Below are 21,955 nucleotides of genomic sequence, written 5' to 3' on the forward strand. Positions count from 1 at the left end.
GATCCCTCGGCTACGCTCGGGATGACGATCGAGAGTAATCGGGATGACGGTTAAATGGTTCTCGGTTTCCAGGGTATTTCAGCCACTCCTAGCAAATGCCCCAGGTAGCGGGCAAGCATGAAAAGATAATCACTCAACCGGTTCAGGTATTTGATCACCAGAGCTTCTATGAACATTGCCTGCTCCTGCATGTGCACACAACAACGCTCTGCGCGGCGACAAATACAACGTGCCACATGTGTATGAGAAATGGCCGGATGGCCGCCCGGCAGTATAAAAGATTTCATAACCGGTAATACATCGTTCATCCTGTCGATCTCCCGTTCAAGGAAACTGATGTCGGCCTCTTTCAGATCAGGTACTTTCATCAACGGCTCCTTATCGGGATCACAGGCCAGCGAGGCGCCGATGGTAAACAATCGGTCCTGCACTTCTTTCAACACTGTTTTGGAATGCGCATCTGCAACCAGGTCGTTCACCACCCCAATATAAGAATTCAATTCATCTACCGTACCATAAGCTTCTATGCGTATATGACTTTTGGGAACCTTGGTTCCACCAATAAGCGAGGTCTTGCCAAGATCACCCGTCTTCGTATATATTTTGATAGCCATAGATGACGTACATTAATGATGGATCATCATTGCTTCCTTCAACTTATCACTTTCAATGACGCCGTCTCGCATACGTACGATCCTGTGCGCATAAGCTGCGATGTCTTCTTCGTGTGTTACCAGCACCACCGTGTTTCCTGCTTCCTGTATTTTGGAAAATATTTCCATTACTTCAGCAGAGGTCCTGGTATCGAGGTTTCCGGTTGGCTCATCGGCCAGTAACAGTGAAGGGTTATTTACGAGGGCACGGGCAATGGCCACACGCTGTATCTGTCCGCCGCTCAACTCATTCGACTTGTGATGGCTTCTCGTTTCCAATCCCACTTTCTGCAGCGCTTCCATGGCTCTTTCCGTTCTTTCCTTACGGCCTATCCCCGCATAGATCAACGGCAGCGCCACATTTTCAGCCGCCGTGAGCCTGGGCAGGAGATTGAACTGCTGGAACACAAACCCTATTTCCGTATTGCGCACACTGGCCAGGCTGTCGTCCGGCATCTTGCTCACGTCGAGCCCATTCAAAATATACCTGCCGCCGGTTGGAGAATCGAGGCAGCCTAAAATATTCATCAATGTACTCTTGCCGCTGCCCGACGGACCCATCAGGGCCACGTATTCATTTTTGGATATCTCCAGCGATACGCCTTTCAATGCCTGTATCGCCTGGTTGCCCATGAAATAGCTTTTTTCAATCGATTCCAACTGGATGATCGGGTTGCTCATACGATTATTTTTTGATGACCTTCGGCACTTTAAAGAATGCTTCGTCTTTCACAGGCGCATTCATCAGCGCTTCGCCGCGTGTTACCGATCCGCCCAGTTCATCATTACGTAACACATTGGCCGCATCGCTGATGTGCAGCAATGGCATTACACCTCGTGTATCCGGTTCCTGCAGCTTTTCCACAAACGCTACTATCTTCTGTAAATCGGCGCCAATAGATCGCTTTTCCGCTTCGCTGAATTCCAGCCTTGATAAATGGGCCAGGTTATTGATCATTTCAGGGGTGATGTCCATGTGAACAAAAATAATTGAAAGCCAGCCATTTCTCCCCGGTTTCTTGTTAAACGGCAAGGCGATATTAACATTGGGTTAATAAATGCTTGCCCAGCATGGCGACAAATCGTGCTTTTAAGTGTATATTAGTAGTAACTAATCCCCCCCCTGATTATGTTAGTTTACGTATTGCTGGTTGTTTATCTCGTGTGCCTATACATGGCATACAAAGGTGCCGCCACCTCGGAAAGATAGCTCATCAGTACCCTGTATCGCCCCGAATGGCTAATATCCAACATCAGTCCCCTGCAATCGGTGTTGGATATTTTTTTGCTACCTTCGATTGAAATAGTTGCATAACTAACTAATTTTATACAAAGTTTAGCTATGATCCGATCCATTAAAAAAGTGGCCGTCCTGGGCAGTGGTGTGATGGGTTCACGCATTGCCTGTCATTTTGCAGGTATTGGCGTTCAGGTATTGCTGCTCGATATGCTGGCCAAAGGCGCTGAAACAAGTACCAAACCTGCCGAACGCAACAAACTGGTGAACGATGCTTTGCAGGCCGCCATTAAAAGCAACCCCTCTCCCGTTTTCACCAAAGAAGTGGTGAAGCGTATTACCACGGGTAATTTCGAAGATAACCTGAAAGAAATTGCCCATTGCGATTGGATCATTGAAGTGGTGGTGGAAAGGCTCGACATCAAGCAGCAACTCTATGAAAAAGTAGAGCTGTTCCGCAAACCCGGTACCCTCATCACTTCCAATACTTCCGGTATTCCTATCCATCTCATGGCCGAAGGCCGGAGTGAGGACTTTAAAAAACATTTCTGCGGCAGCCATTTTTTCAACCCACCCCGCTACCTGCGGCTGCTGGAGATCATACCTACGCCACATACCAGCCGGGAAGTGGTGGATTTCCTGCTTCACTATGGCGATCTGTTCCTGGGGAAAACAACCGTATTGTGTAAAGACACCCCTGCCTTCATTGCCAACCGCATTGGCGTGTTCGGCATCATGAGCATTTTTCATATCATGGACCAGATGCAACTCGGCATTGATGAGATCGATGCGCTTACCGGGCCACTCATCGGCCGTCCCAAGTCGGCTACTTTCCGCACGGCCGACGTGGTAGGCATCGATACCCTGGTAAAAGTGGCCAGGGGTGTTGCAGAGAACTGTCCGGCTGATGAGACGCGCGCCGTTTTCAATATTCCCGCCTGGCTCGATACCATGGTAACCAATAACTGGCTGGGCGATAAAACCGGACAAGGCTTCTTTAAAAAACTGCAGTCTGCCGGGAGCAAAGAGATCCTTACGCTGAACCTCCAAACCATGGAATACGGCCCCAGGACCAAGCCCAGGTTTGCAAGTCTCGATGCAGCCAAGCCCATAGATGATCTCAAGCAACGGCTGGTTATGCTCGTAGCGGCGCCGGATAAAGCCGGTGAATTCTATCGTGCCTTTCATTATTCCCTCTTCTCTTATATTTCTTTCCGCATCCCTGAGATCAGCGATGAACTCTATCGTCTCGACGATGCAATGAAAGCCGGCTTCGGTTGGGAGATCGGCGCATTTGAAAGTTGGGATGTTTTGGGAGTAGCCAAAACAGTGGCGGCCATGAAAGCGGCTGGTCATCAACCGGCCCCATGGATAGAAGAGATGCTGGCAGGCGGCGCCGCCAGTTTTTATAAAGTGGAGAATGGCAAACGTTTGTATTATGATGTGAGCAGTAAAACTTACCAACCCTTACCCGGCGGTGAGTCATTCCTCGTATTGAATAACCATCGCGATCAACTGGTATGGAAGAACAGCGCCTGCCGCTTGTACGATATCGGCGATGGCGTTGCCGGTTTTGAATGGAGCAGTAAGATGAACAGCATCGGCGGTGAAGTGCTCGAAGGACTCAACAAAGCGATTGGTATTGCAGAAGAAAAATTCAAAGGTCTCGTCATTGCCAATGAGAGCGCCAATTTCAGCGCTGGCGCCAACGTAGGCATGATCTTCATGCTGGCCATTGAACAGGAATACGATGAACTGGATATGGCCATACGCTTGTTCCAGAACAGCATGATGCGGGTACGATACTCCGCTGTGCCGGTGGTTACCGCTCCGCATGGACTGACGCTGGGCGGCGGTTGTGAAATGAACCTGCATGCCGATAAAGTATGTGCGGCAGCAGAAACCTATATCGGACTGGTGGAACTGGGCGTAGGCCTGATCCCCGGCGGTGGCGGCACCAAAGAGTTTGCACTGCGTGCCGCTGATGAGATGCATGAAGATGAGCCCGAAACCATCACGCTCAAGAACCGCTTTTTCAATGTAGCCACTGCCAAAGTAGCTACTTCGGCATTCGAAGCTTTCGAGATGGGTATTTTGCGAAAGGGACACGATGAGGTAGTGATGAATGTCAGCCGCCGTATCAACGAAGCCAAAAAATCAGTGATCGAAGCATACGAACAAGGTTATATTACACCGGTACAACGAAAAGACATCAAGGTATTGGGCCGTTCGGTATTAGGCGCTTTGTATGCAGGCATCAATGGCATGTGGCGCGGCAATTATGCTACCGATCACGATGTGGTGGTAGCTAAAAAACTCGCTTATGTGATGTGTGGCGGAGACCTCAGTGAACAATCACTGGTGAGCGAACAATACCTGCTAGACCTGGAACGCGAAGCATTCCTGAGCCTTTGCGGAGAAAAGAAAACATTGGAGCGAATACAGAGTGTACTGAAAACCGGCAAGCCCATCAGGAATTGACGTCGTCATATTAGTCATTTCCCTATCTTTAAACAAATAACTGCTCATGTCAGTGCTCTCGCTACAGGCCATCAGTAAATCTTATGGCCCCATCAAAGCGCTTAACGAGGTATCATTCGATGTGCCGCAAGGATCGGTGTTTGGTATCCTTGGCCCCAATGGCAGCGGCAAAACCACATTGCTCAGCATCATACTCGATATTCTCCGGCAGGATGCCGGCAGTTTCAGTTGGTTCGGACAACCAGGCTCAGCCGAAACACGGAAACAGATTGGTGCACTGCTCGAAACACCCAATCTCTATCATTATTTATCGGCCGTAGACAACCTGCAGATCACCCAAGCCATCAGTGGCAGGGGCGTGCCTGAAGACATCGATAAAGTAATCGACATCGTTGGACTCACAGCTAGAAAAAAAAGCAAGTTCAGCACGTATAGCCTGGGTATGAAACAACGGCTCGCCATCGGCGCCGCTTTATTGGGTAGTCCGCAGGTGCTGGTCTTCGATGAACCTACGAACGGACTGGACCCTGTAGGCATTGCCGAGATACGCGAACTCATCAAAAACCTGGCAAAACAGGGCAAGACCATTATCATGGCCAGCCACCTGCTCGATGAAGTAGAGAAAGTATGTACCCATGTGGCCATCCTCAAAAAAGGAACCCTCCTCACAGCCGGGCAGGTAGATGAAGTACTCGCGAATGAAGACATTGCCGAAGTATCTTCCTCGCAACCCGACCAGCTGCGCGCAGCGCTGGAATATTTTCCGGGCTACACTTCTATTAAACAGGATGGAAAGAATATACAATTGTATTTCCCCGTAGGAACGGCAAGGCTTGAAGACATCAACCGCTTCTGTTTTGAAAAAGGTGTTGCCCTCAACCTGCTGGTGATGAAGAAGAAAAGCCTGGAAGCTAAATTCTTTGAATTAACAAACGAATAAGACCAACACTATGTTCGCTTTACTGAAAATTGAATGGCTGAAGCTGAAAAAATACCGCGCATTCTGGTGGATGCTGGCGATCGTGATGCTCACGTATCCCGGCATCAACCTGATGATGTATAACCTGTATGACACCATCACTTCCGGCAAAGACATGACCAATATGCTTGCCAAAATGCTGTTGGGTAACCCGTATGCATTCCCTGAAACCTGGCATACGGTGGCTTATTTTTCTTCTTTTTTTCTCATGTTGCCCTCTATATTGGTTATCATGCTTATTGCCAACGAATACCAGTTCCGCACACATCGCCAGAATATTATTGACGGATGGAGCCGCCGGCAATTCATCACAGCCAAAATGATGGGGGTGCTTACTGTGTCGGTGATCATAACAATCGTATATACACTGGTAGCCTGTGCTTTCGGCTTCGCATCGGATAAAATGTACTACTACCGGTGGAGCGAGCAACTGCAATATATACCACTGTTCCTGCTACAGTCTTTCGCCCAATTGTCCATCGCTTTCCTGCTGGGTTTCCTCATCAAAAGAGCCTTTATCGCATTGGGAATTTTTGTTTTCTATTACCTGATCATCGAGAACATCGCGGCCAGTTATTTCAAATACAAACTGCACCTCGATATCGTAGCGAGATTGCTTCCTTTCAAAATATCTGACCGCATGATCATCCCACCTGCATTTGTAGGGCATTGGGGTAAAGATGCCAAACAGGGTTACGATAATGCGCTGAGCAATGTTCCCACACAGATCCTACTCACCATCGCGCTAACGGCCATCATCTGGTACGTCTGCTACGCCGTGCAGAAAAAGCGCGACCTGTAAATAAAAAAACCCCCGACTTTCAGCAATCGGGGGCAAACAACTAAAATCACCAGGCTAAACAAAAATTCTTACACCATCTTTAGTCAGGCTTCTTTCCATCCAAAAAAGTATTGATGGTTGATATCTGTGCTTGGTTGTTCTCGTCCTTACTTACCGTGTACTTGCTGTAAAAGTTTTCTACCGAAGTAAGTGTATTACCAAACAGTTCCATATTACGGCGTACGTAAGCCGGAACTGTATCAAATTCATTGTTGGCATCTGCTGCACTGTTCATGTTGTAAGAAAGATTGCGCAGCTTATGTATCCTTTCTGCTGCCCTTCTTTTCTGCTCTTCCACATCATCCAACACATCGTCAATCACTGGCTGGGGCTGGGCTTGCGGCGCTTTTTTCTCCTCACGCTCTACCAACTGCATTTCCATCGGCAGCTCTTCCTGTACAGGTTGAGGCTGCTGTTGCACCTGCGGCTGTGGTTGAGGTTGAGGCTGCGGCTTTGGCGCAGGCGCCTGGGCTACCGGCTCTTCCGATGCATAAATATTAGATGGCTTGCTGAGGTATGACACAGCAGCCGGTTCAGTAGCAGCAGCGGCAGGCTGGGCCGGATGTTCCGTTACTTTGAATTGCAGCATCTCATCTGCGATCACTTTCCGCGGAACATGTACTTCTTCCTGCACAGTGTCGGGTACTTTTACCTCGTCGGTTATTTCAGGATTCAGTTCGAACTGCAATACCATCGTTTCCTTTTCTTCTTCCCGAACAGGTGTAACCGGCTGTACGGTTTCAACAACTGTTGGGAAAATATTCAGCACAGGTTCCTGTACCGGCACTTCCTGCATCTGCGGAGCGAAAGGATCTACTTCTTCCAACGGTAACACCTGTTGTACAGGCTGTGGCGCTGCTTTGGGCGCTTCTGCATCTTCGCCCAATGTCATCATGATCTTTTCAGGTTGCGGCTCTGCTTTTTTAACGGCTACGGGTTTGGCAAAAGGATCTTTGTGTTCAAAACCGGTAGCGATCAAAGTGATGCCTATTTTCCTGTCGAGCGATTGATCGTATCCCATACCTACAATCACATCGGTATCGGGTCCTGCCTGCAAACGCAGGTAATTATTGATGGTTTCCAGTTCATCCATCGTACATTCATGATCACCTTCGGCGCTATTGATATTGATGAGGATCCATTTGGCTCCCCTGATATCGTTATCATTCAATAAAGGAGAAGCCAGCGCTTCTTCGATGGCGCGCTCGGCCCTGTCCTCACCTTCTACTTCGGCTTTACCCAATATGGCTACGCCTCCGCTCTTCATCACGGTGCATACATCGGCAAAGTCAACAATGATATGGCCTTTACTGTTGATGATATCGGTGATACACTTAGCTGCAGTGGCCAATACATTATCGGCTTTGCAGAAAGCTTCTTTCATTTTCAGGTTGCCGTATTGCATGCGCAGCTTGTCGTTGCTGATCACCAGCAAAGTATCTACATAAGGTTTCAGCTGGCGGATGCCTTCTTCGGCCTGCAGTTGCCTGCGCGGACCTTCAAAGCCAAATGGCGTGGTAACAATACCCACGGTAAGGATGCCCAGGTCTTTACAGATCTGTGCAACGATGGGAGCGCCGCCGGTACCGGTACCGCCGCCCATGCCTACTGTAATGAATGCCATTTTGGTATTCACTTCCAGTATGCGTTTGATTTCTTCGAGCGACTCTTCCGTAGCTCTCTTACCAATCTCGGGATTGGCGCCTGCACCTAAACCCTGTGTAAGATGTGGCCCCAGTTGGATCTTGTTCGGCACTTCACTCTGTTCAATGGCTTTCGCATCGGTATTGCATATAATAAAATCAACGCCTTCTATGTGCTGCTCGAACATGAAGTTAACCGCGTTGCTTCCCCCACCCCCTACACCGAGGACCTTGATGATGGAGGATTTTTGTTTGGGAAGATCAAAATGAATCATAGCGTATTATTTGGGTTAGGTAGATGTTAGTGGTACATAGGATATGGATTGAAGTTATCGGATGACTTGATCTTCTTCTTCTTTGAAAAGTTCTATCAGGTTGTTCTTGAACTTGTCCCAGAACTTCGGCTTTCTTTCGCCGGCTTCCGCGCGTACATTCATCAACGGCACTTCCGGTTGTTCTGCCGCTATTACCGTCAGCGATCTGGGCACTTCCACTTTCTTGAATTTCTCTGCAAACTCTTTGTATTGATGATCGTAATCGCTGTAACCTTTCAATATCAGTCCCAGGCAGGTAGCATACATCGGCTTCTTCAGTTCCTCTATATGATTAGGCGCCAGGTGCTCATTGGGCAACCCGATGCGTGCATTCAGGCCTGTTGTATATTCTGTTAATTGTATCAGGTGCTTCAGCTGCGAACCACCACCGGTTAAAATGATACCGCCGTTCAGGGCGCGGCTGTCGAGACCCACTTGTTTGATATGATAGGTAACAAAATCCAGTATCTCGCTCATGCGCGCCTGTATGATGGCCGCCAGGTTCTTCACACTGATCTCTTTGGCAGGCATGCCTTTCAACCCAGGTATGGTGATGAAGGCGTTGCTCTTGGCTTCATCGGCCAAGGCACTGCCGAACTGCACTTTCATGGCTTCGGCCTGGCTCTTGAGTACACCCAGTCCCATCCGGATATCGTTGGTGATGTTCTCTCCACCGAACGGTATCACTGCTGTGTGTTTCAATATGCCTTCATAGAAAACTGCCAGGTCGCTCGTGCCACCACCGATATCCAGTATGGCCACACCGGCTTCCATATCTATATCACTCATCACCGCACTTGCCGATGCCAGCGGTTGCAATACCAGGTCTTTGGTTACCAGGCTGCTTCTTTCAACAGCACGGTTGATGTTGCGGATGGCATTTCGGTCGCCCGTGATGATGTGGAAATTCGCTCCCACTTTCACACCATTATATCCAACAGGGTCTTTGATGTTCTGGATATTGTCTACATGGAAATCCTGCGGTATCACGTCGATGATCTGGTCACCTGCGGGAATAAAGGTCTTGCGCTGGTTGTTGAGCAGTTGATCGATTTCCCAGCGTTGTATCTCGGTTTCAGGATCCTGACGAACAATGTCGCCGCGGGTTTGCAGGCTCTTGATATGATGTCCGGCAATACCCACGTACACTTCATTGATCTCCAATTCCGGGTTGCTCTCGTAACAGTTCAACAAAGCCTGCTGAATGGCTTTGATGGTCTGGTCGATGTTCAATACCTGCCCGTGCTGCACACCATTGCTGTTGGCGCGGCCGAAACCCAATATCTCCAGTTTGCCGTGTTCGTTCTTGCGGCCGGCAATAGCTGCGATCTTGGTAGTTCCGATGTCGAGACCAACAATGATGGGTGGTTCATTGTGATTCATAGCGTATGTGTTTTAGTTGTTGTTTGCTTTTTCATAACGGCCTTTGCCTTTCGCTCCTTCGTTAACGAATTATTACTTCTTTTATTGCTTGCAGTCCCAACAGATTTTGTTGTACTGTTCTTTTTTGCTGCGGGTTTAACATTTACTGGCGCCGCCGCAGGAGTCGTATGTGTTACAGGAGCAGTTGTCACAGCCAGCGAATCCTTCACAACCGGCTTCGTATAATTTCTCTTGGTGGCCACTACCTCATTGTGAAATTGCACATCGAGGTGGGAATAGGTTTGCATACCATTCTGCAACCAGGCTTGCCGGTAAAACGTATACAACCTGTTGAATTTGCTGTCCAGCTCCGAAGCATTGCCCAGCGCCACTGTATGGTTACCGATCACGGGCACCAGCTCAAAATTTGCTTCGGGCGTGATGTCTATCTGTGCTGTTTGTGCCATCCAGAAAGAATCTGCCAGCACATAACGGCCCAGGCTCACTACGTTTTTCAGGAGGGCGCTATCGGGTTTTGATAGGTTCACTTTCTCCGAAGGGAAATTGGTGAATACCGGTACGCGGGCCGATAACTTTTCGCTGAGCGGCAATCGAAGTCCTTCCCTGTCTACATAGAACGAGCCGCCCTGCTTCGTAAAAACACGCGCCACAGGTTCTCTTTCTTCTATGCGAACATCCAGCACCTGTTGGTTATCAAAGAACATTTCTGCATTCTTTACCCAGGGATCTTTTTCAATCAGTGTTTCCATATTACGCAGGTTCAGCATGGCCACCGGTTCTCCTATCACTTCGCCGTTCTTTTTCAACAGATCGGCAATGTCTTTTTCATCAATGAACATCTGCTGTTCTGTTCCCACGATCTCGATCCTGATATCCGTACAAAGCTTCTGGTCTTTTTTCCGCATAGCGGCGCCCATCAGCACGATGGCGCCGATGCCGGCGAGCAGCCACAAAACCTGCTCCAATCGTTTTTTCCAGTTCGCTTTGTTTTCCATCATGCTTGCAACAGCAATTCTTTTACTTGCAGCACCTGTGCATCAATATCTCCTGCACCCGCCATCACTACCAGTCCGGGCCTGTGCTCCTTCATCCATCCTTTCATCATTTCTTTATCGAGCACCTGTTTATGTTTCAATTTCATTTTGTTCAATATCAATTCACTGCTCACTCCCTCCATCGGCAATTCCCTTGCAGGGTAAATGGGCAGGAGGATCACTTCATCGGCCACATCAAGGCTCTCTGCAAATGCATCGGCCAGGTCTTTTGTTCTGCTGAACAGGTGAGGTTGAAATACCAGTACCAGCCGCTCTTTTCCAAACAAACTCCGTACACCGCTGATCAGCGCTCGCAGTTCTTCCGGGTGGTGCGCGTAGTCATCTATTAATATATGGTTCCCACTTTTCAGTGCATACTCAAAGCGCCGGTGTACACCTTTGAAGTCGGCCACTGCCGCTTTGATCTGCTCATCGCTTATCTGTAAGTATTTCGCTACGGTAATCGCCGCCAGCACGTTTTCAATATTGTGCAATCCGCCTACATGCAATACCACATCGTTCAGTTTCCAGTTTTCTGCTACCACATCAAAGCGGTAACTGCCTTGTTCTACTTTGATATCTGCCGCATGCACGCCGGCAGCCGTATTATCCACACTGTATTCAAAATGGTGCGCCGCTTTCAGGTCGGCGCCCCGCTTCAATCCGTATTTGGTTACCAGGCATCCGCCCGGTTTTACTTTCTGTGAGAACTGGATGAAGGCTTTCTCCACTTCTTCCGCCGTACCATAGATATCGAGATGGTCGGGATCCATCGCTGTGATCACCGCTACATCAGGTACCAGTTTCAGAAAGCTGCGGTCGTATTCATCGGCCTCTACCACCACTACATTTCTTTCGCTGCTCCAGAAATTGGTTTGGTAATTAGCCGATATACCTCCCAGGAAGGCATTACATCCATAACCCGAGTGGCGCAGCAAGTGTGCGATCATGGTGGTAACGGTTGTTTTACCGTGCGTGCCCCCCACACAGATATTGAAAGAACTTTCGGTAATCCATTGCAATACATCGCTTCGCTTCACCACTGTGTAACCATGTTCTTTGTAATACACCAGCTCTGCATGCTGCGCAGGAATGGCAGGCGTGTACACTACTACATCGACGTCTTTGGGCGCCAGGTCTACCCGCTCTTCGTAATGAATCTTTATCCCGCTGTCTTCCAGGGCTCGTGTCAGTGGCGTGGATGTTTTGTCGTACCCGCTCACATCCACTCCTTTTGCATGGAAATAACGGGCCAGCGCACTCATGCCAATACCGCCGATGCCTATGAAATATATCTTTTGTATGGTTGCCAGTGGGTTCACTTCAAATGTTTTAATATTTCGGTTGCGATCACTTCATCTGCATTGGTAACAGCGAACTGACTAATGCGCTCGTGCAGTTCATGTTGTTTTTGTTTGTCTTTCGCCAGTTGAACGATGGTAGAGAACAGTTTCACCCGCACTTGTTCATCTTTCACCAGCAAAGCAGCCTCTTTATTCACCAGGTATTTTGCATTCACAGTCTGGTGATCTTCCGCGGCGTGCGGATAAGGCACGAATATCACCGGCTTGCCTGCCACACACAATTCGGCTACCGACATAGCCCCGGCCCTCGATACCACCAGGTCGGCCGCAGCATAGGCTTTGTCCATCTCCGTAATGAATGCATCTACCCATACATTGGGAAATGGTTTGCCTCTCTCTTTGTATCCTTCGGCACCGTTCTTACCGGTTTGCCAGATCATTTGTAAATCCAATGACAACAGATCGGTAACATGCGAAGCCACTACTTCGTTTATGCTGCGGGCACCCAGGCTACCGCCCACCACCAGCACGGTGGTCTTGTTCGGATCGAGTCCGAAAAAACGGATGGCTTCCTCGCGCGCCATAGCAGATTGAATAATGGCTTTTCTAACCGGGTTACCTGTTACCAATAACTTAGCTGCCGGAAAAAACTTTTCCATTCCCGCCGATGCCACAAATATTTCCGTAGCGTTCTTTCCTAACAGGATATTGCTCTTGCCTGCAAAGGAATTGCTCTCATGGATGAACGTGGGTATTCCTTTCGACTGCGCATAACGCAATACCGGGAAACTGGAATAACCACCTACACCTACTGCTGCATCTGGTTGAAAAGCGTTTACGATCTTCCGTACCTGGTAAAAACTCTTTACCAGTTTATAAGGAAGACTGATATTTTTGATCAAAGAACTTCTGTTGAATCCTGCTATATCCAGTCCCTGTATAGCATATCCCGCCTGCGGCACTTTCTCCATCTCCATCTTACCCTGCGCACCTATGAACAATATTTCCGTGTCGGGCGCTTGCTGCTTCAACGCATTGGCAATGGCAATGGCTGGGAAAATATGTCCGCCGGTGCCGCCACCGGCTATGATGATTCGTTTCATTTTTTTACTCCTTGTTGGTCAACGATTCCTTCTTCCACCGGCGCCAAATGATCCACCACCGGCTCCTGCACTTTTCCTTCCTGTTGTTCCACATTTCTCGCCACACTTAAAATAATACCAATAGCCGCGCAGGTGAACAGGAACGAACTACCTCCCATACTCACCAGCGGAAGTGTTACACCGGTTACCGGTACAATGTTCACGTTCACAGCCATATTGGCCACCGCTTGTATCACAAGGGTAAAGCTCAGTCCCAGTGCCAGGAAAGCGCCAAACGCATACGGACATCGCCTGAATATCCTGATACACCTGAACAGGAATACCAGGTATATGAATATCATGAACGCCCCGCCCAATAAACCATATTCTTCTATGATGATGGAATAGATGAAGTCGTTATAAGCCTGTGGCAAGAAATTCCGTTGGCGACTATTACCAGGGCCCAATCCTACCAGCACACTGCCATTGGCAATAGCGATCTTGGCTTGCTGTACCTGGTATGGGGTTTCGGTGTCTTTGGCATACACAAAGTCCTGCACACGTTTTACCCAGGTACCAAATCGTCCGAATGATTTTACTTTCTCTGCCGCCGTTGTTTTTTTATTGTCTTCTTTTTGTTTTCCATCGTAGGTAACAACCGCTACCAATACAATCAATGCCACAGGAATCAACGCTACGCCGATGGTCAGCAGGATATGCCGGATGCTTACCCTGCCAATGAACATGAGCAGTAAAGAAGTAGCGCCGGTGAGCAAGGCATTGGAAAGATTCGCCGGCATGATCAGCGCGCAGATGATGAGCACGGGTGTTACCACCGGAAGGAATCCTTTTTTGAAGTCCTTGATCATTTCCTGCTTTTTACTCAGCATCCTGGATATATACATAAACAATGCCAGCTTGGCCAGGTCACTGGTCTGTATGGTAAGGTTGATGATGGGCAGTTTGATCCAGCGGCTGCCATCGTTGATCTTCGCTCCGAAAAACAATGTATAGATCAGCAGGGGGATGGAAAGCAGGAACAGGATCGTAGCCACACGCGAGAACAACGTATAGTTGATGCGATGCAGGAAATAGATCAGCAACACACCTATCATGGTAAATGAAACCTGCTTGAACAGGTAAATGCTGGTATTCCCTTTATACATCTTATAGGCCAACGATCCCGTAGCGCTGTATACCACCAGTATGGAAACCAGTGATAACAGCACTACGATGCCCCAGATAAACTTATCTCCCCTCGTGCGGTACACGAGCTGGTTGCGCATGCCTTCCACCGAAGGCATTTGAGAGAACAGTTTATCTTTTGTTTCAATCATGTTTTATAGTTCTTTTACAGCATCTTTAAACTGCTTACCTCTGTCTTCATAATTTTTGAACAGGTCGAAGCTGGCGCAGGCCGGACTCAACAATACCACATCACCTTTTGCAGCCAGTTTGAAAGAAGCGTTCACCGCTTTCTTGGCACTATCGGTTTCAATGATCACCGGAACAATATCTTTAAAAGCGGCTATGATCTTTTTGTTATCAACCCCCATACATACGATCGCTTTTACGTGATCCTTTACCAGGTCGTTCAGTAAAGCGTAATCGTTTCCCTTGTCCGTACCGCCCAATATCAGTACGGTGGGTTTGTTCATACTTTCCAGCGCATACCAGGTGCTGTTCACATTGGTTGCTTTGCTGTCGTTGATGAATTCAACGCCCCTTACCATGGCCACGAATTCCATCCGGTGTTCCAGGCTATGGAAATCCTTCACGGCTTCGCGTATCTTTTCCTTTCGGATACCAATGGTGGTTGCGGCAATACCTGCTGCCATAGTATTGTAGTTATTGTGTTTACCTTTTAACGCAAAGTCATAAATGCTCATGCTTACGCGTTCGTCCTGTATTCTTAGCATCATCTGGTCGCCTTTGATGTAGCCGCCTTTTTTTACTTCGTGTTTCATAGAGAATGGTAATGGGTTAGTATGGATGGTTAGTAAAGTCAAATGGTTCATGATCACTTCATCGTCTGCACAGTAAATGAAATAATCGTTCATGGTCTGGTTCTGGATGATCCGAAACTTACTGTTGATGTAATTCTCGAACTGGTATTCATACCTGTCGAGATGGTCTTCCGTGATATTCAACAACACACTTACATCGGGCCGGAAATCTTTGATATCATCCAGTTGAAAAGAGCTGATCTCAGCTACATACCATTGTTTAGGATCTTCTGCCACTTGTTTGGCAAAAGAGTAGCCGATATTGCCTACCATGGCGCAATCGAGACCCGCTGTTTTGCAGATATGATAAGTAAGCGCCGTAGTGGTACTCTTTCCATTGCTGCCCGTGATGGCAATGATCTTGCTATCGCCTTTGAAACGGTACGCCAGTTCTATCTCGCTGATCACCGGTATTCCTTTGGCCCTGATCTGTTTTACCAGTTCGTTTTTTTCAGGAATACCCGGACTCTTCATCACTTCACTGGCGTTCAGTACCAGTTCCACAGTATGCTGCCCTTCTTCAAATGCTATATTGTTTTCAATGAGCTCTTGTTTGTATTTGTCTTTGATGGCTCCTCCATCGCTCACAAACACGTCGTATCCTTTTTGTTTACCTAGTAAAGCAGCACCTACACCGCTCTCTCCTCCACCTAATATGATTAGTCTGTGTTTGTTCATTTTTTCTTTTTTTCTCCCGTCATCCTGAGCGAGCGAAGCGAGTCGAAGGACCTGCTGAGCATTCGGTCAGATCCCTCGGCTGCGCTCGGGATGACGATCCTATCTAATTTTCAACGTCACAATCGAGGCAATCATCAGCAATACCGTTACAATCCAAAACCGCAGCACGATCTTATTTTCATGAAACCCTTTTTTCTGGTAATGGTGATGGAGCGGACTCATCAGGAACACCCGCCTGCCTTCCCCGTATTTCTTCTTCGTGTATTTGAAATAAGAAACCTGTATGATCACGCTCAGGTTCTCTACCAGGAACACACCGCAGAAAATGGGTATCAGCCATTCTTTCCGCACGATCACCGCCAGTGATGCGATGATACCTCCCAATGCCAGGCTGCCCGTATCACCCATGAACACCTGCGCGGGATAGGCGTTGTACCAGAGAAACCCGATGCACGCACCTACAAAAGCGCCCACGAATATGGACAGCTCACCCAGGTTAGGTATGTACATGATGTTGAGGTAATCGGCGAACTTATAGTTACCACTCAAATACACGAACAAACCGATGCCCGCACCAATGATGGCGCTGGTGCCCGCGGCGAGTCCATCAAGTCCATCCGTAAGGTTAGCGCCGTTACTCACTGCCGTAATGATCAGCGTGATGATGATGGTATAAATGATCCATGTGTATTTCTCCGCGCCTTCACCTATCCAGGTGAGCAGCCTGCTGTAGTTGAACTCGTGGTTCTTTACAAAAGGAATGGTAGTGATGGGCGTTTTCACTCGAACGAATTTTCTTTCCACCCCATCTATCTTCTTCACTACAATGTTGGAGTCTTTGGCAAAATGTTCCCCCCTGTGCAGCACGCTGTCTTTCACAAAGACATTCCCAATCACTTCCCGCTCTACCGTAACCGCATTACTGAAGTAAAGGGTAGTGCTGATGATGATACCCAGACCGATCTGCCCGATGATCTTGGAAACACCGGCCAGTCCGTCGCTGTCTTTCTTTTTATAGGTTTCGCCCTTGGCCTGTGCCGCTTTGCGTGCGCGTATTTTGAAGTGGTCATCCAGGAAACCGATCACACCCAGCCATACCGTACACAATACCATCAGGCGTATGTACACTTTATCGAGGTTGGCGAACAAAAGTGTAGGCACCAGGATGCTCAGCAATATGATGATGCCCCCCATGGTGGGTGTTCCTTTTTTCTGTGTCTGTCCTTCCAGTCCCAGGTCACGCACACTCTCGCCAATCTGTTTTCGTTGCAGGAATAGAATAACTCGTTTACCATATACCGTAGCAATCAACAGCGACAACAAAATGGCCATCGCAATCCTGAACGTAAGGAACTGGAACATCCCCGCTCCGGGAACGTTGAATGTTTGTTTCAGCCAGGTGAATAATTGGTACAGCATAAGGTTTTATTTATTCAACAGTTCGAACATTTCTTGTAACACTTGTTTATCATCAAACGGATGTTTCACGCCGCCGATGTCCTGGTACTTCTCATGTCCTTTTCCTGCCACCAGTATGATATCATCTTCATTCGCAAAACTCACCGCCGTTTTGATCGCTTCTTTTCTATCCACTATGGAGATGTATTTTCTTTTCGCTGCACTCGACAACCCCTCTTCCATATCCCTCAATATCTGTGAAGCGTCTTCTGTGCGGGGGTTGTCGCTGGTGAAGATCACTTTGTCGCTCAGGTCACAGGCAGACTGCGCCATCACCGGCCGCTTGGTCTTATCCCTGTCGCCACCACAACCTACTACCGTAATGATCTGTTCGTGTCCTTTGCGCAGTTTGCGTATGGTGGTCAATACATTTTCCAATGCATCGGGCGTATGTGCATAGTCAACAATACCAATGATCAGCCCGCCGCTGATGATATAATCGAACCGGCCTTCCGCCCCGGTGAGCATACTCAGCTTCACCAGCACTTTCTCCTTGTCTTCTCCCAAACACATCGCCGCGCCGTATACTGCCAGCAGGTTGTATGCGTTGAACTCACCAATCAGCCTGAAATGCACTTCCTGGTCATTCACCAGCATCACCAGTCCGGTCAGCGCATTCTCCAGTATTTTTCCTTTGAAGGCAGAAAGCGTTTTCAGGCTGTAGAAATATTTTTTAGCGTGTGTGTTCTGCAGCATCACTTCCCCCCGCTTATCATCGGCGTTTGAAACGGCGAAAGCGGTAGCCGGTAAATGATCGAAGAAACTTTTCTTCACACGTATGTATTCATCGAATGTTTTATGGTAATCGAGGTGGTCGTGTGTGATATTGCTGAACAAGGCCCCGGTAAACTGCAGCCCGGTAATGCGATGCTGGTGGATGGCGTGGCTGCTGCACTCCATAAATACATGCGTACATCCTTCGTCGTGCATCTGTTTGAGCAAAGCATTCAGGCTCACCGCATCGGGTGTGGTATGTGTTGCGGGGATGATCTTGTCGCCGATCTGGTTTTGCACCGTGCTTACCAACCCGCAAGTGTATCCCAGCTGTGTAAACAATTTGAACAACAGGGTGGCGATGGTTGTTTTGCCATTCGTACCGGTAACCCCCACCAGCTTCATTTTCAGCGATGGCTCCCCATAGAACTGGTGCGCCATATAAGCCACCGATTCATGCGTGTTGCTGGTTTGCAGGTACGTCACGCCGTCTGACATCACTTCCGGCATCTCTTCGCATACAATAGCAACAGCTCCTGCTTCCACCGCGTTGTAAATAAAGCGGTGTCCGTCAGACGCGGCGCCGCGGATGGCTACGAACACAGAGCCTGCACTTACATGGCGCGAGTCGATCTGTATGTCTTTCACTTCAACTGCCGTGCTACCATGCACCTGGGTCAGGTGCACTTTATACAATATGTCTTGCAGTTTTGCCATTGTTTAATTCAGTTCTATTGTTACCAGTTGCCCTTTTGCGATCATTTGTCCGGCTGCAATGGATTGGGTAGTTACTTTCCCTCTTCCATTCGCTTTTATTTTCAAACCCATGTTCTCGCAGAGGTATACCACATCTTTCAGTCCCATCCCTTTCAACTGCGGCATCAATTTTTCGTCAACGGTTTTGGGTTGCATCACCGCCCCCATAGGCTTGCCACCGAAATCAACCCACTCGTTCACGCTCTCGGGAGTATCTTTATATGGTATCTTCAAGGTTCTCGCCACACAGGCCATCTCTTGTTTCAAACCAGTATAATTAAAGCTGCTGCTGTCATTTTTCTTCCATTCACTTTCTTTCTTCACAGGCTGCCGCACATAACTGCTGTACAACCTGTCCGCTATCTCTTTGAACACCGGCGCCGCTACAGAAGCGCCATGGTGAAACAATGCATGCGGCTTGTTCTTGATCACTACTACGCAGGTAAACTGCGGGTCATCGGCAGGGAAATAACCTGCAAAGGATGACTGGTATATCTGATCTGCATACCCCCTGTTGTTATCCGCCATCAGCGCTGTACCTGTTTTACCGGCCACTGCATAAGGTGTGTTCTTGAAAACGCCCGCCGCCGTTCCCGCTGTGCAAACGCCTTCGAGACAGGATTTCAGTTCCTGCAGGGTTTGATCGCTGCATATCTTTTCTTCCACTACCACCGGTTCAACACTGCGCAGCAATAAGCCTTCTTCTTTGATGGCGCTTACGAGATAAGGCTTCATCATTTTACCACCGTTGGCGACTGCGTTGTACAACACCAGGGTTTGGAGCGGACTTACCGACAGGTTATAACCGAAAGCCATCCAGGGTAATGTAGTAGGCCCCCAGTACCTGCTGCCGGGTTTGTAGATCACCGGTCTTTTTTCACCCGCCAAGTCAATACCTGTAATGGTATCAACACGCATTCTTTTCAGGTGGCGGATGAACTGACCGGGCGCAGATCCAAAACCTGCAAGGGTAAGTTTTGCCATACCTACATTCGAACTGAGTTCAAAGGCGCGCTTCACCGTTACTTCTCCCGGCGGATGCTCTTCGCTGTCGAACACTGTTTGACCTGCTACTTTCCAGCTCCCCTGCTCGAGGTTCACCATTTGATTCAAAGAAACTTTTCTGTCTTCCAGTAAAGCCATCAGCGTGGCCAGCTTAAAAGTTGATCCGGGCTCCGAAGGCGTGATGGCATAATTGAAATCTTCCCAATAACTACCATCACTGCGCTTGCCCAGATTGGCAATGGCTTTGATCTTGCCTGTTTTCGTTTCCATCACAATAGCGCAACCATGTTCCGCTTCATTCTTTATCAACATCCGCATCAATGCATTCTCCGCCACTTCCTGTATGAAAACATCTATCGTGCTTACAATGTCCTTGCCGGTTTCAGGCTCTACTTCATAGTTATCATTCACCGGCACATTCACGCCTCCTGCTATGGAGCGCACCAGCTGCTTGCCATTCCTTCCTTTGAGCACGCTGTCGTAAGTCATTTCCAATCCTACCTTATTCGAGTCACGCGCCAGGCCGATCGTTCTGAACGCCAGCATCTGGTATGGGTTGAGTCGTATGGTGCGTTCACTGGCAATCATCCCGCTCTTGTATTTGCCCTGTCTGAACAGCGGAAAACTGCGCAGGGTCTGGTATTGCCTGAAGGATATTTTTTTCTTCAGGGGGAAATAAGCGCTGCTCTCGCGATAACCTTGCTTAAGCAATTGCTTGTATTCACCGGCCGACATATCTCCGAAGAGATTGGATAAACAATAACTCAAAGAGTCTATATTCTCGCGAAAACGCTGACCGTTCTTTTCGCGAAGGGCCGCCACCCTGAAATCCATGTAGATGTCGAATTGCGGAATGCTGGTGCTCAGCATCTGACCGTCTTCACTATAAATGGTTCCGCGCTCCGCATCTATCTCCACTATTTTCTGGTGCAGACTGTCGCTCATGCTGCGCCAGTATTTTCCCTGCACCTGTTGGATGTACACCGCTTTGGCAAACACTGCAACACATACCACTACCACCAGTATATAACTGAGGTAGACTCTCCATAGTATGTCGCGTTTTACTTCCATGTTTACTTTTCCGCCTTAAGACGTTGCGGCATTTCCCTCACTACTTTCAACCCCAACGGCTCGGCCGCTTTCACTACTTGTTCTTCCTCACTTCTGTACATCACTTCACTCTTGATCGTTTTGTATTCGTATTGCAATTCTTTCAGTTCACTCGTGGTGCTGGTGATCTTGCGCATGGTTCTGTCTGCCAGGTGACCGTTTGCGATGTATGCTACAGCCAATACCGACAAGAACAGGAAGAAGGGAATATTCTTCGTGATCCACTGGTAATTCAATAACCCTTTCAGCGGGTTCTTGTTGGTGGTATTGTTCGTTTTTTCCATGTTTCATTCTTATCGTCACCCCGAGCGCAGCCGAGGGGCCTCATGAAGCATTCAGCAGCTCCTTCGACTCGCTTCGCTCGCTCAGGATGACGTTCTTTCAGCCACTCTTAACTTCGCACTCCTGCTCCTGCTGTTCCTCTTCAACTCTTCATCATTTGCAGTGATTGGTTTTTTGGTAATCACTTTCAACACTTCTTCTTTCACCACAGGCAACAAGGGGTTATCGGGTGTTTCATCGAAACTTCCCTGGCGGAAAAAATTTTTCACCATCCTGTCTTCTATGGAATGAAAAGTGATGATGGCTACACGGCCACCCGGTTTCAACACAGCAGGGACCTGCTGTAACATTTCCTGTAATGCACCCATTTCGTCGTTCACTTCCATCCGGAGAGCCTGGAATACCTGTGCCAGGTACTTATTGGGATTTCCCTTTACTACCGGAGCGATCAGTGATTTGAATTGTTCAATAGTGGCCACCTGCAAATGACTTCTTTGTTGTACGATCTGGCGCGCCAGCGTTTTGGCGTTCGACACTTCACCATATTGCTCAAACAACTTGTGCAGCCGCTGCTCAGTGTAGGTACGAATAATATCAGCAGCAGATACGGGCTGCCGCCTGTCCATACGCATATCGAGCGGACCGGCAAAGCGCGTTGAAAAGCCGCGGTCGCCTTCATCGAACTGGTGACTGCTCACACCCAGGTCGGCCAGAATACCATCTACTGCAGTCACTTTGTGCAATCGCAAAAAGCGTTGCAGGTGACGGAAATTCTGCGGCACAAAAACCACGCGTTCATCGTTCGGAATATTTCGCTGCGCATCTGCATCCTGGTCAAACGCAAACAATTTCCCGTTTTCGTTCAACTGTTCCAGGATACCCCTGCTATGCCCACCGCCGCCAAACGTGCAATCCACATACACGCCATCGGCTTTAATGGCCAAACCGTTCAACGTTTCATGATAGAGGACGGGTATGTGATAATCGTTGTTCAT

General features: G+C 48.4%; 18 protein-coding genes. 3 read left to right on the forward strand and 15 right to left on the reverse strand.

Going from position 1 to position 21,955, the window contains the following annotated elements; all coding sequences use genetic code 11:
• Window positions 1-50: 50 nt before the first annotated feature.
• Genes SEDOR53_RS0100505 through gatC form a run of 3 tightly spaced genes read right to left on the reverse strand, consistent with a single transcriptional unit; the run spans window position 51 to window position 1,629 of the window.
• Complete coding sequence (locus tag SEDOR53_RS0100505) at window positions 51-614, reverse strand: cob(I)yrinic acid a,c-diamide adenosyltransferase (protein ID WP_198018754.1); 564 nt, start codon at window positions 612-614, stop codon at window positions 51-53.
• Window positions 615-626: 12 nt separating this feature from the next.
• Entirely contained in the window at window positions 627-1,334 is a 708-nt protein-coding gene (locus tag SEDOR53_RS0100510; RefSeq protein ID WP_026767949.1) for an ABC transporter ATP-binding protein, read from the reverse strand.
• 4 nt (window positions 1,335-1,338) lie between these two features.
• Window positions 1,339-1,629 carry an Asp-tRNA(Asn)/Glu-tRNA(Gln) amidotransferase subunit GatC gene (gatC, locus tag SEDOR53_RS0100515; protein ID WP_026767950.1) on the reverse strand — a complete coding sequence of 97 codons (291 nt, stop codon included), beginning with the start codon at window positions 1,627-1,629 and terminating at the stop codon, window positions 1,339-1,341.
• A gap of 366 nt (window positions 1,630-1,995) precedes the next feature.
• Here gatC and SEDOR53_RS0100520 point away from each other — a divergent pair, with 366 nt between their 5' ends.
• From SEDOR53_RS0100520 to SEDOR53_RS0100530, 3 genes are read left to right on the forward strand one after another with little or no spacing between them, the layout of a single operon-like run.
• Complete coding sequence (locus tag SEDOR53_RS0100520; protein ID WP_026767951.1) at window positions 1,996-4,371, forward strand: 3-hydroxyacyl-CoA dehydrogenase/enoyl-CoA hydratase family protein; 2,376 nt, start codon at window positions 1,996-1,998, stop codon at window positions 4,369-4,371.
• 46 nt (window positions 4,372-4,417) lie between these two features.
• Window positions 4,418-5,311 (forward strand): ABC transporter ATP-binding protein, encoded by an 894-nt coding sequence (locus tag SEDOR53_RS0100525; RefSeq protein WP_026767952.1) that lies wholly within the window; start codon window positions 4,418-4,420, stop codon window positions 5,309-5,311.
• 10 nt (window positions 5,312-5,321) lie between these two features.
• Window positions 5,322-6,152 (forward strand): ABC transporter permease, encoded by an 831-nt coding sequence (locus tag SEDOR53_RS0100530; RefSeq protein ID WP_026767953.1) that lies wholly within the window; start codon window positions 5,322-5,324, stop codon window positions 6,150-6,152.
• A gap of 79 nt (window positions 6,153-6,231) precedes the next feature.
• On the opposite strand, the gene ftsZ is transcribed toward SEDOR53_RS0100530, so the two are convergent.
• From ftsZ to rsmH, 12 genes are all read right to left on the reverse strand, one after another.
• Window positions 6,232-8,109: a cell division protein FtsZ gene (ftsZ, locus tag SEDOR53_RS0100535; RefSeq protein WP_026767954.1), complete on the reverse strand. Its 1,878-nt coding sequence runs from the start codon at window positions 8,107-8,109 to the stop codon at window positions 6,232-6,234.
• 54 nt (window positions 8,110-8,163) lie between these two features.
• A complete protein-coding gene (gene ftsA, locus SEDOR53_RS0100540; RefSeq protein ID WP_026767955.1) occupies window positions 8,164-9,531 on the reverse strand; it encodes a cell division protein FtsA in 1,368 nt (455 codons plus the stop codon).
• The gene (locus tag SEDOR53_RS16670) at window positions 9,528-10,529 is read right to left on the reverse strand and encodes a cell division protein FtsQ/DivIB (RefSeq protein ID WP_051416415.1); all 1,002 of its coding nucleotides are present in this window, start codon (window positions 10,527-10,529) and stop codon (window positions 9,528-9,530) included. The genes ftsA and SEDOR53_RS16670 overlap by 4 nt, the downstream gene beginning before the upstream one ends.
• Window positions 10,526-11,887 carry a UDP-N-acetylmuramate--L-alanine ligase gene (murC, locus tag SEDOR53_RS0100550; RefSeq protein WP_084220266.1) on the reverse strand — a complete coding sequence of 454 codons (1,362 nt, stop codon included), beginning with the start codon at window positions 11,885-11,887 and terminating at the stop codon, window positions 10,526-10,528. Before murC ends, SEDOR53_RS16670 begins: the two co-directional genes overlap by 4 nt.
• Entirely contained in the window at window positions 11,884-12,972 is a 1,089-nt protein-coding gene (gene murG / locus SEDOR53_RS0100555) for an undecaprenyldiphospho-muramoylpentapeptide beta-N-acetylglucosaminyltransferase (protein ID WP_026767957.1), read from the reverse strand. Before murG ends, murC begins: the two co-directional genes overlap by 4 nt.
• The gene (locus tag SEDOR53_RS0100560) at window positions 12,969-14,288 is read right to left on the reverse strand and encodes an FtsW/RodA/SpoVE family cell cycle protein (RefSeq protein WP_026767958.1); all 1,320 of its coding nucleotides are present in this window, start codon (window positions 14,286-14,288) and stop codon (window positions 12,969-12,971) included. The genes murG and SEDOR53_RS0100560 overlap by 4 nt, the downstream gene beginning before the upstream one ends.
• 3 nt (window positions 14,289-14,291) lie before the next feature.
• On the reverse strand, window positions 14,292-15,635 hold the full coding sequence (gene murD, locus SEDOR53_RS0100565) for a UDP-N-acetylmuramoyl-L-alanine--D-glutamate ligase (RefSeq protein WP_026767959.1): 1,344 nt from the start codon (window positions 15,633-15,635) through the stop codon (window positions 14,292-14,294).
• Window positions 15,636-15,734: 99 nt separating this feature from the next.
• On the reverse strand, window positions 15,735-17,054 hold the full coding sequence (gene mraY, locus SEDOR53_RS0100570; RefSeq protein WP_026767960.1) for a phospho-N-acetylmuramoyl-pentapeptide-transferase: 1,320 nt from the start codon (window positions 17,052-17,054) through the stop codon (window positions 15,735-15,737).
• 6 nt (window positions 17,055-17,060) lie between these two features.
• Window positions 17,061-18,524 (reverse strand): UDP-N-acetylmuramoyl-L-alanyl-D-glutamate--2,6-diaminopimelate ligase, encoded by a 1,464-nt coding sequence (locus tag SEDOR53_RS0100575; RefSeq protein WP_026767961.1) that lies wholly within the window; start codon window positions 18,522-18,524, stop codon window positions 17,061-17,063.
• 3 nt (window positions 18,525-18,527) lie between these two features.
• A complete protein-coding gene (locus tag SEDOR53_RS0100580; RefSeq protein WP_026767962.1) occupies window positions 18,528-20,639 on the reverse strand; it encodes a penicillin-binding protein in 2,112 nt (703 codons plus the stop codon).
• 2 nt (window positions 20,640-20,641) lie between these two features.
• Window positions 20,642-20,962, reverse strand: coding sequence for an FtsL-like putative cell division protein (locus SEDOR53_RS16675; protein ID WP_051416416.1), 321 nt, complete (start codon window positions 20,960-20,962; stop codon window positions 20,642-20,644).
• A gap of 81 nt (window positions 20,963-21,043) precedes the next feature.
• Window positions 21,044-21,955 (reverse strand): 16S rRNA (cytosine(1402)-N(4))-methyltransferase RsmH, encoded by a 912-nt coding sequence (gene rsmH, locus SEDOR53_RS0100590; RefSeq protein WP_026767963.1) that lies wholly within the window; start codon window positions 21,953-21,955, stop codon window positions 21,044-21,046.

Source organism: Asinibacterium sp. OR53 (genome assembly GCF_000515315.1).
Classification (GTDB): Bacteria; Bacteroidota; Bacteroidia; order Chitinophagales; family Chitinophagaceae; genus Sediminibacterium.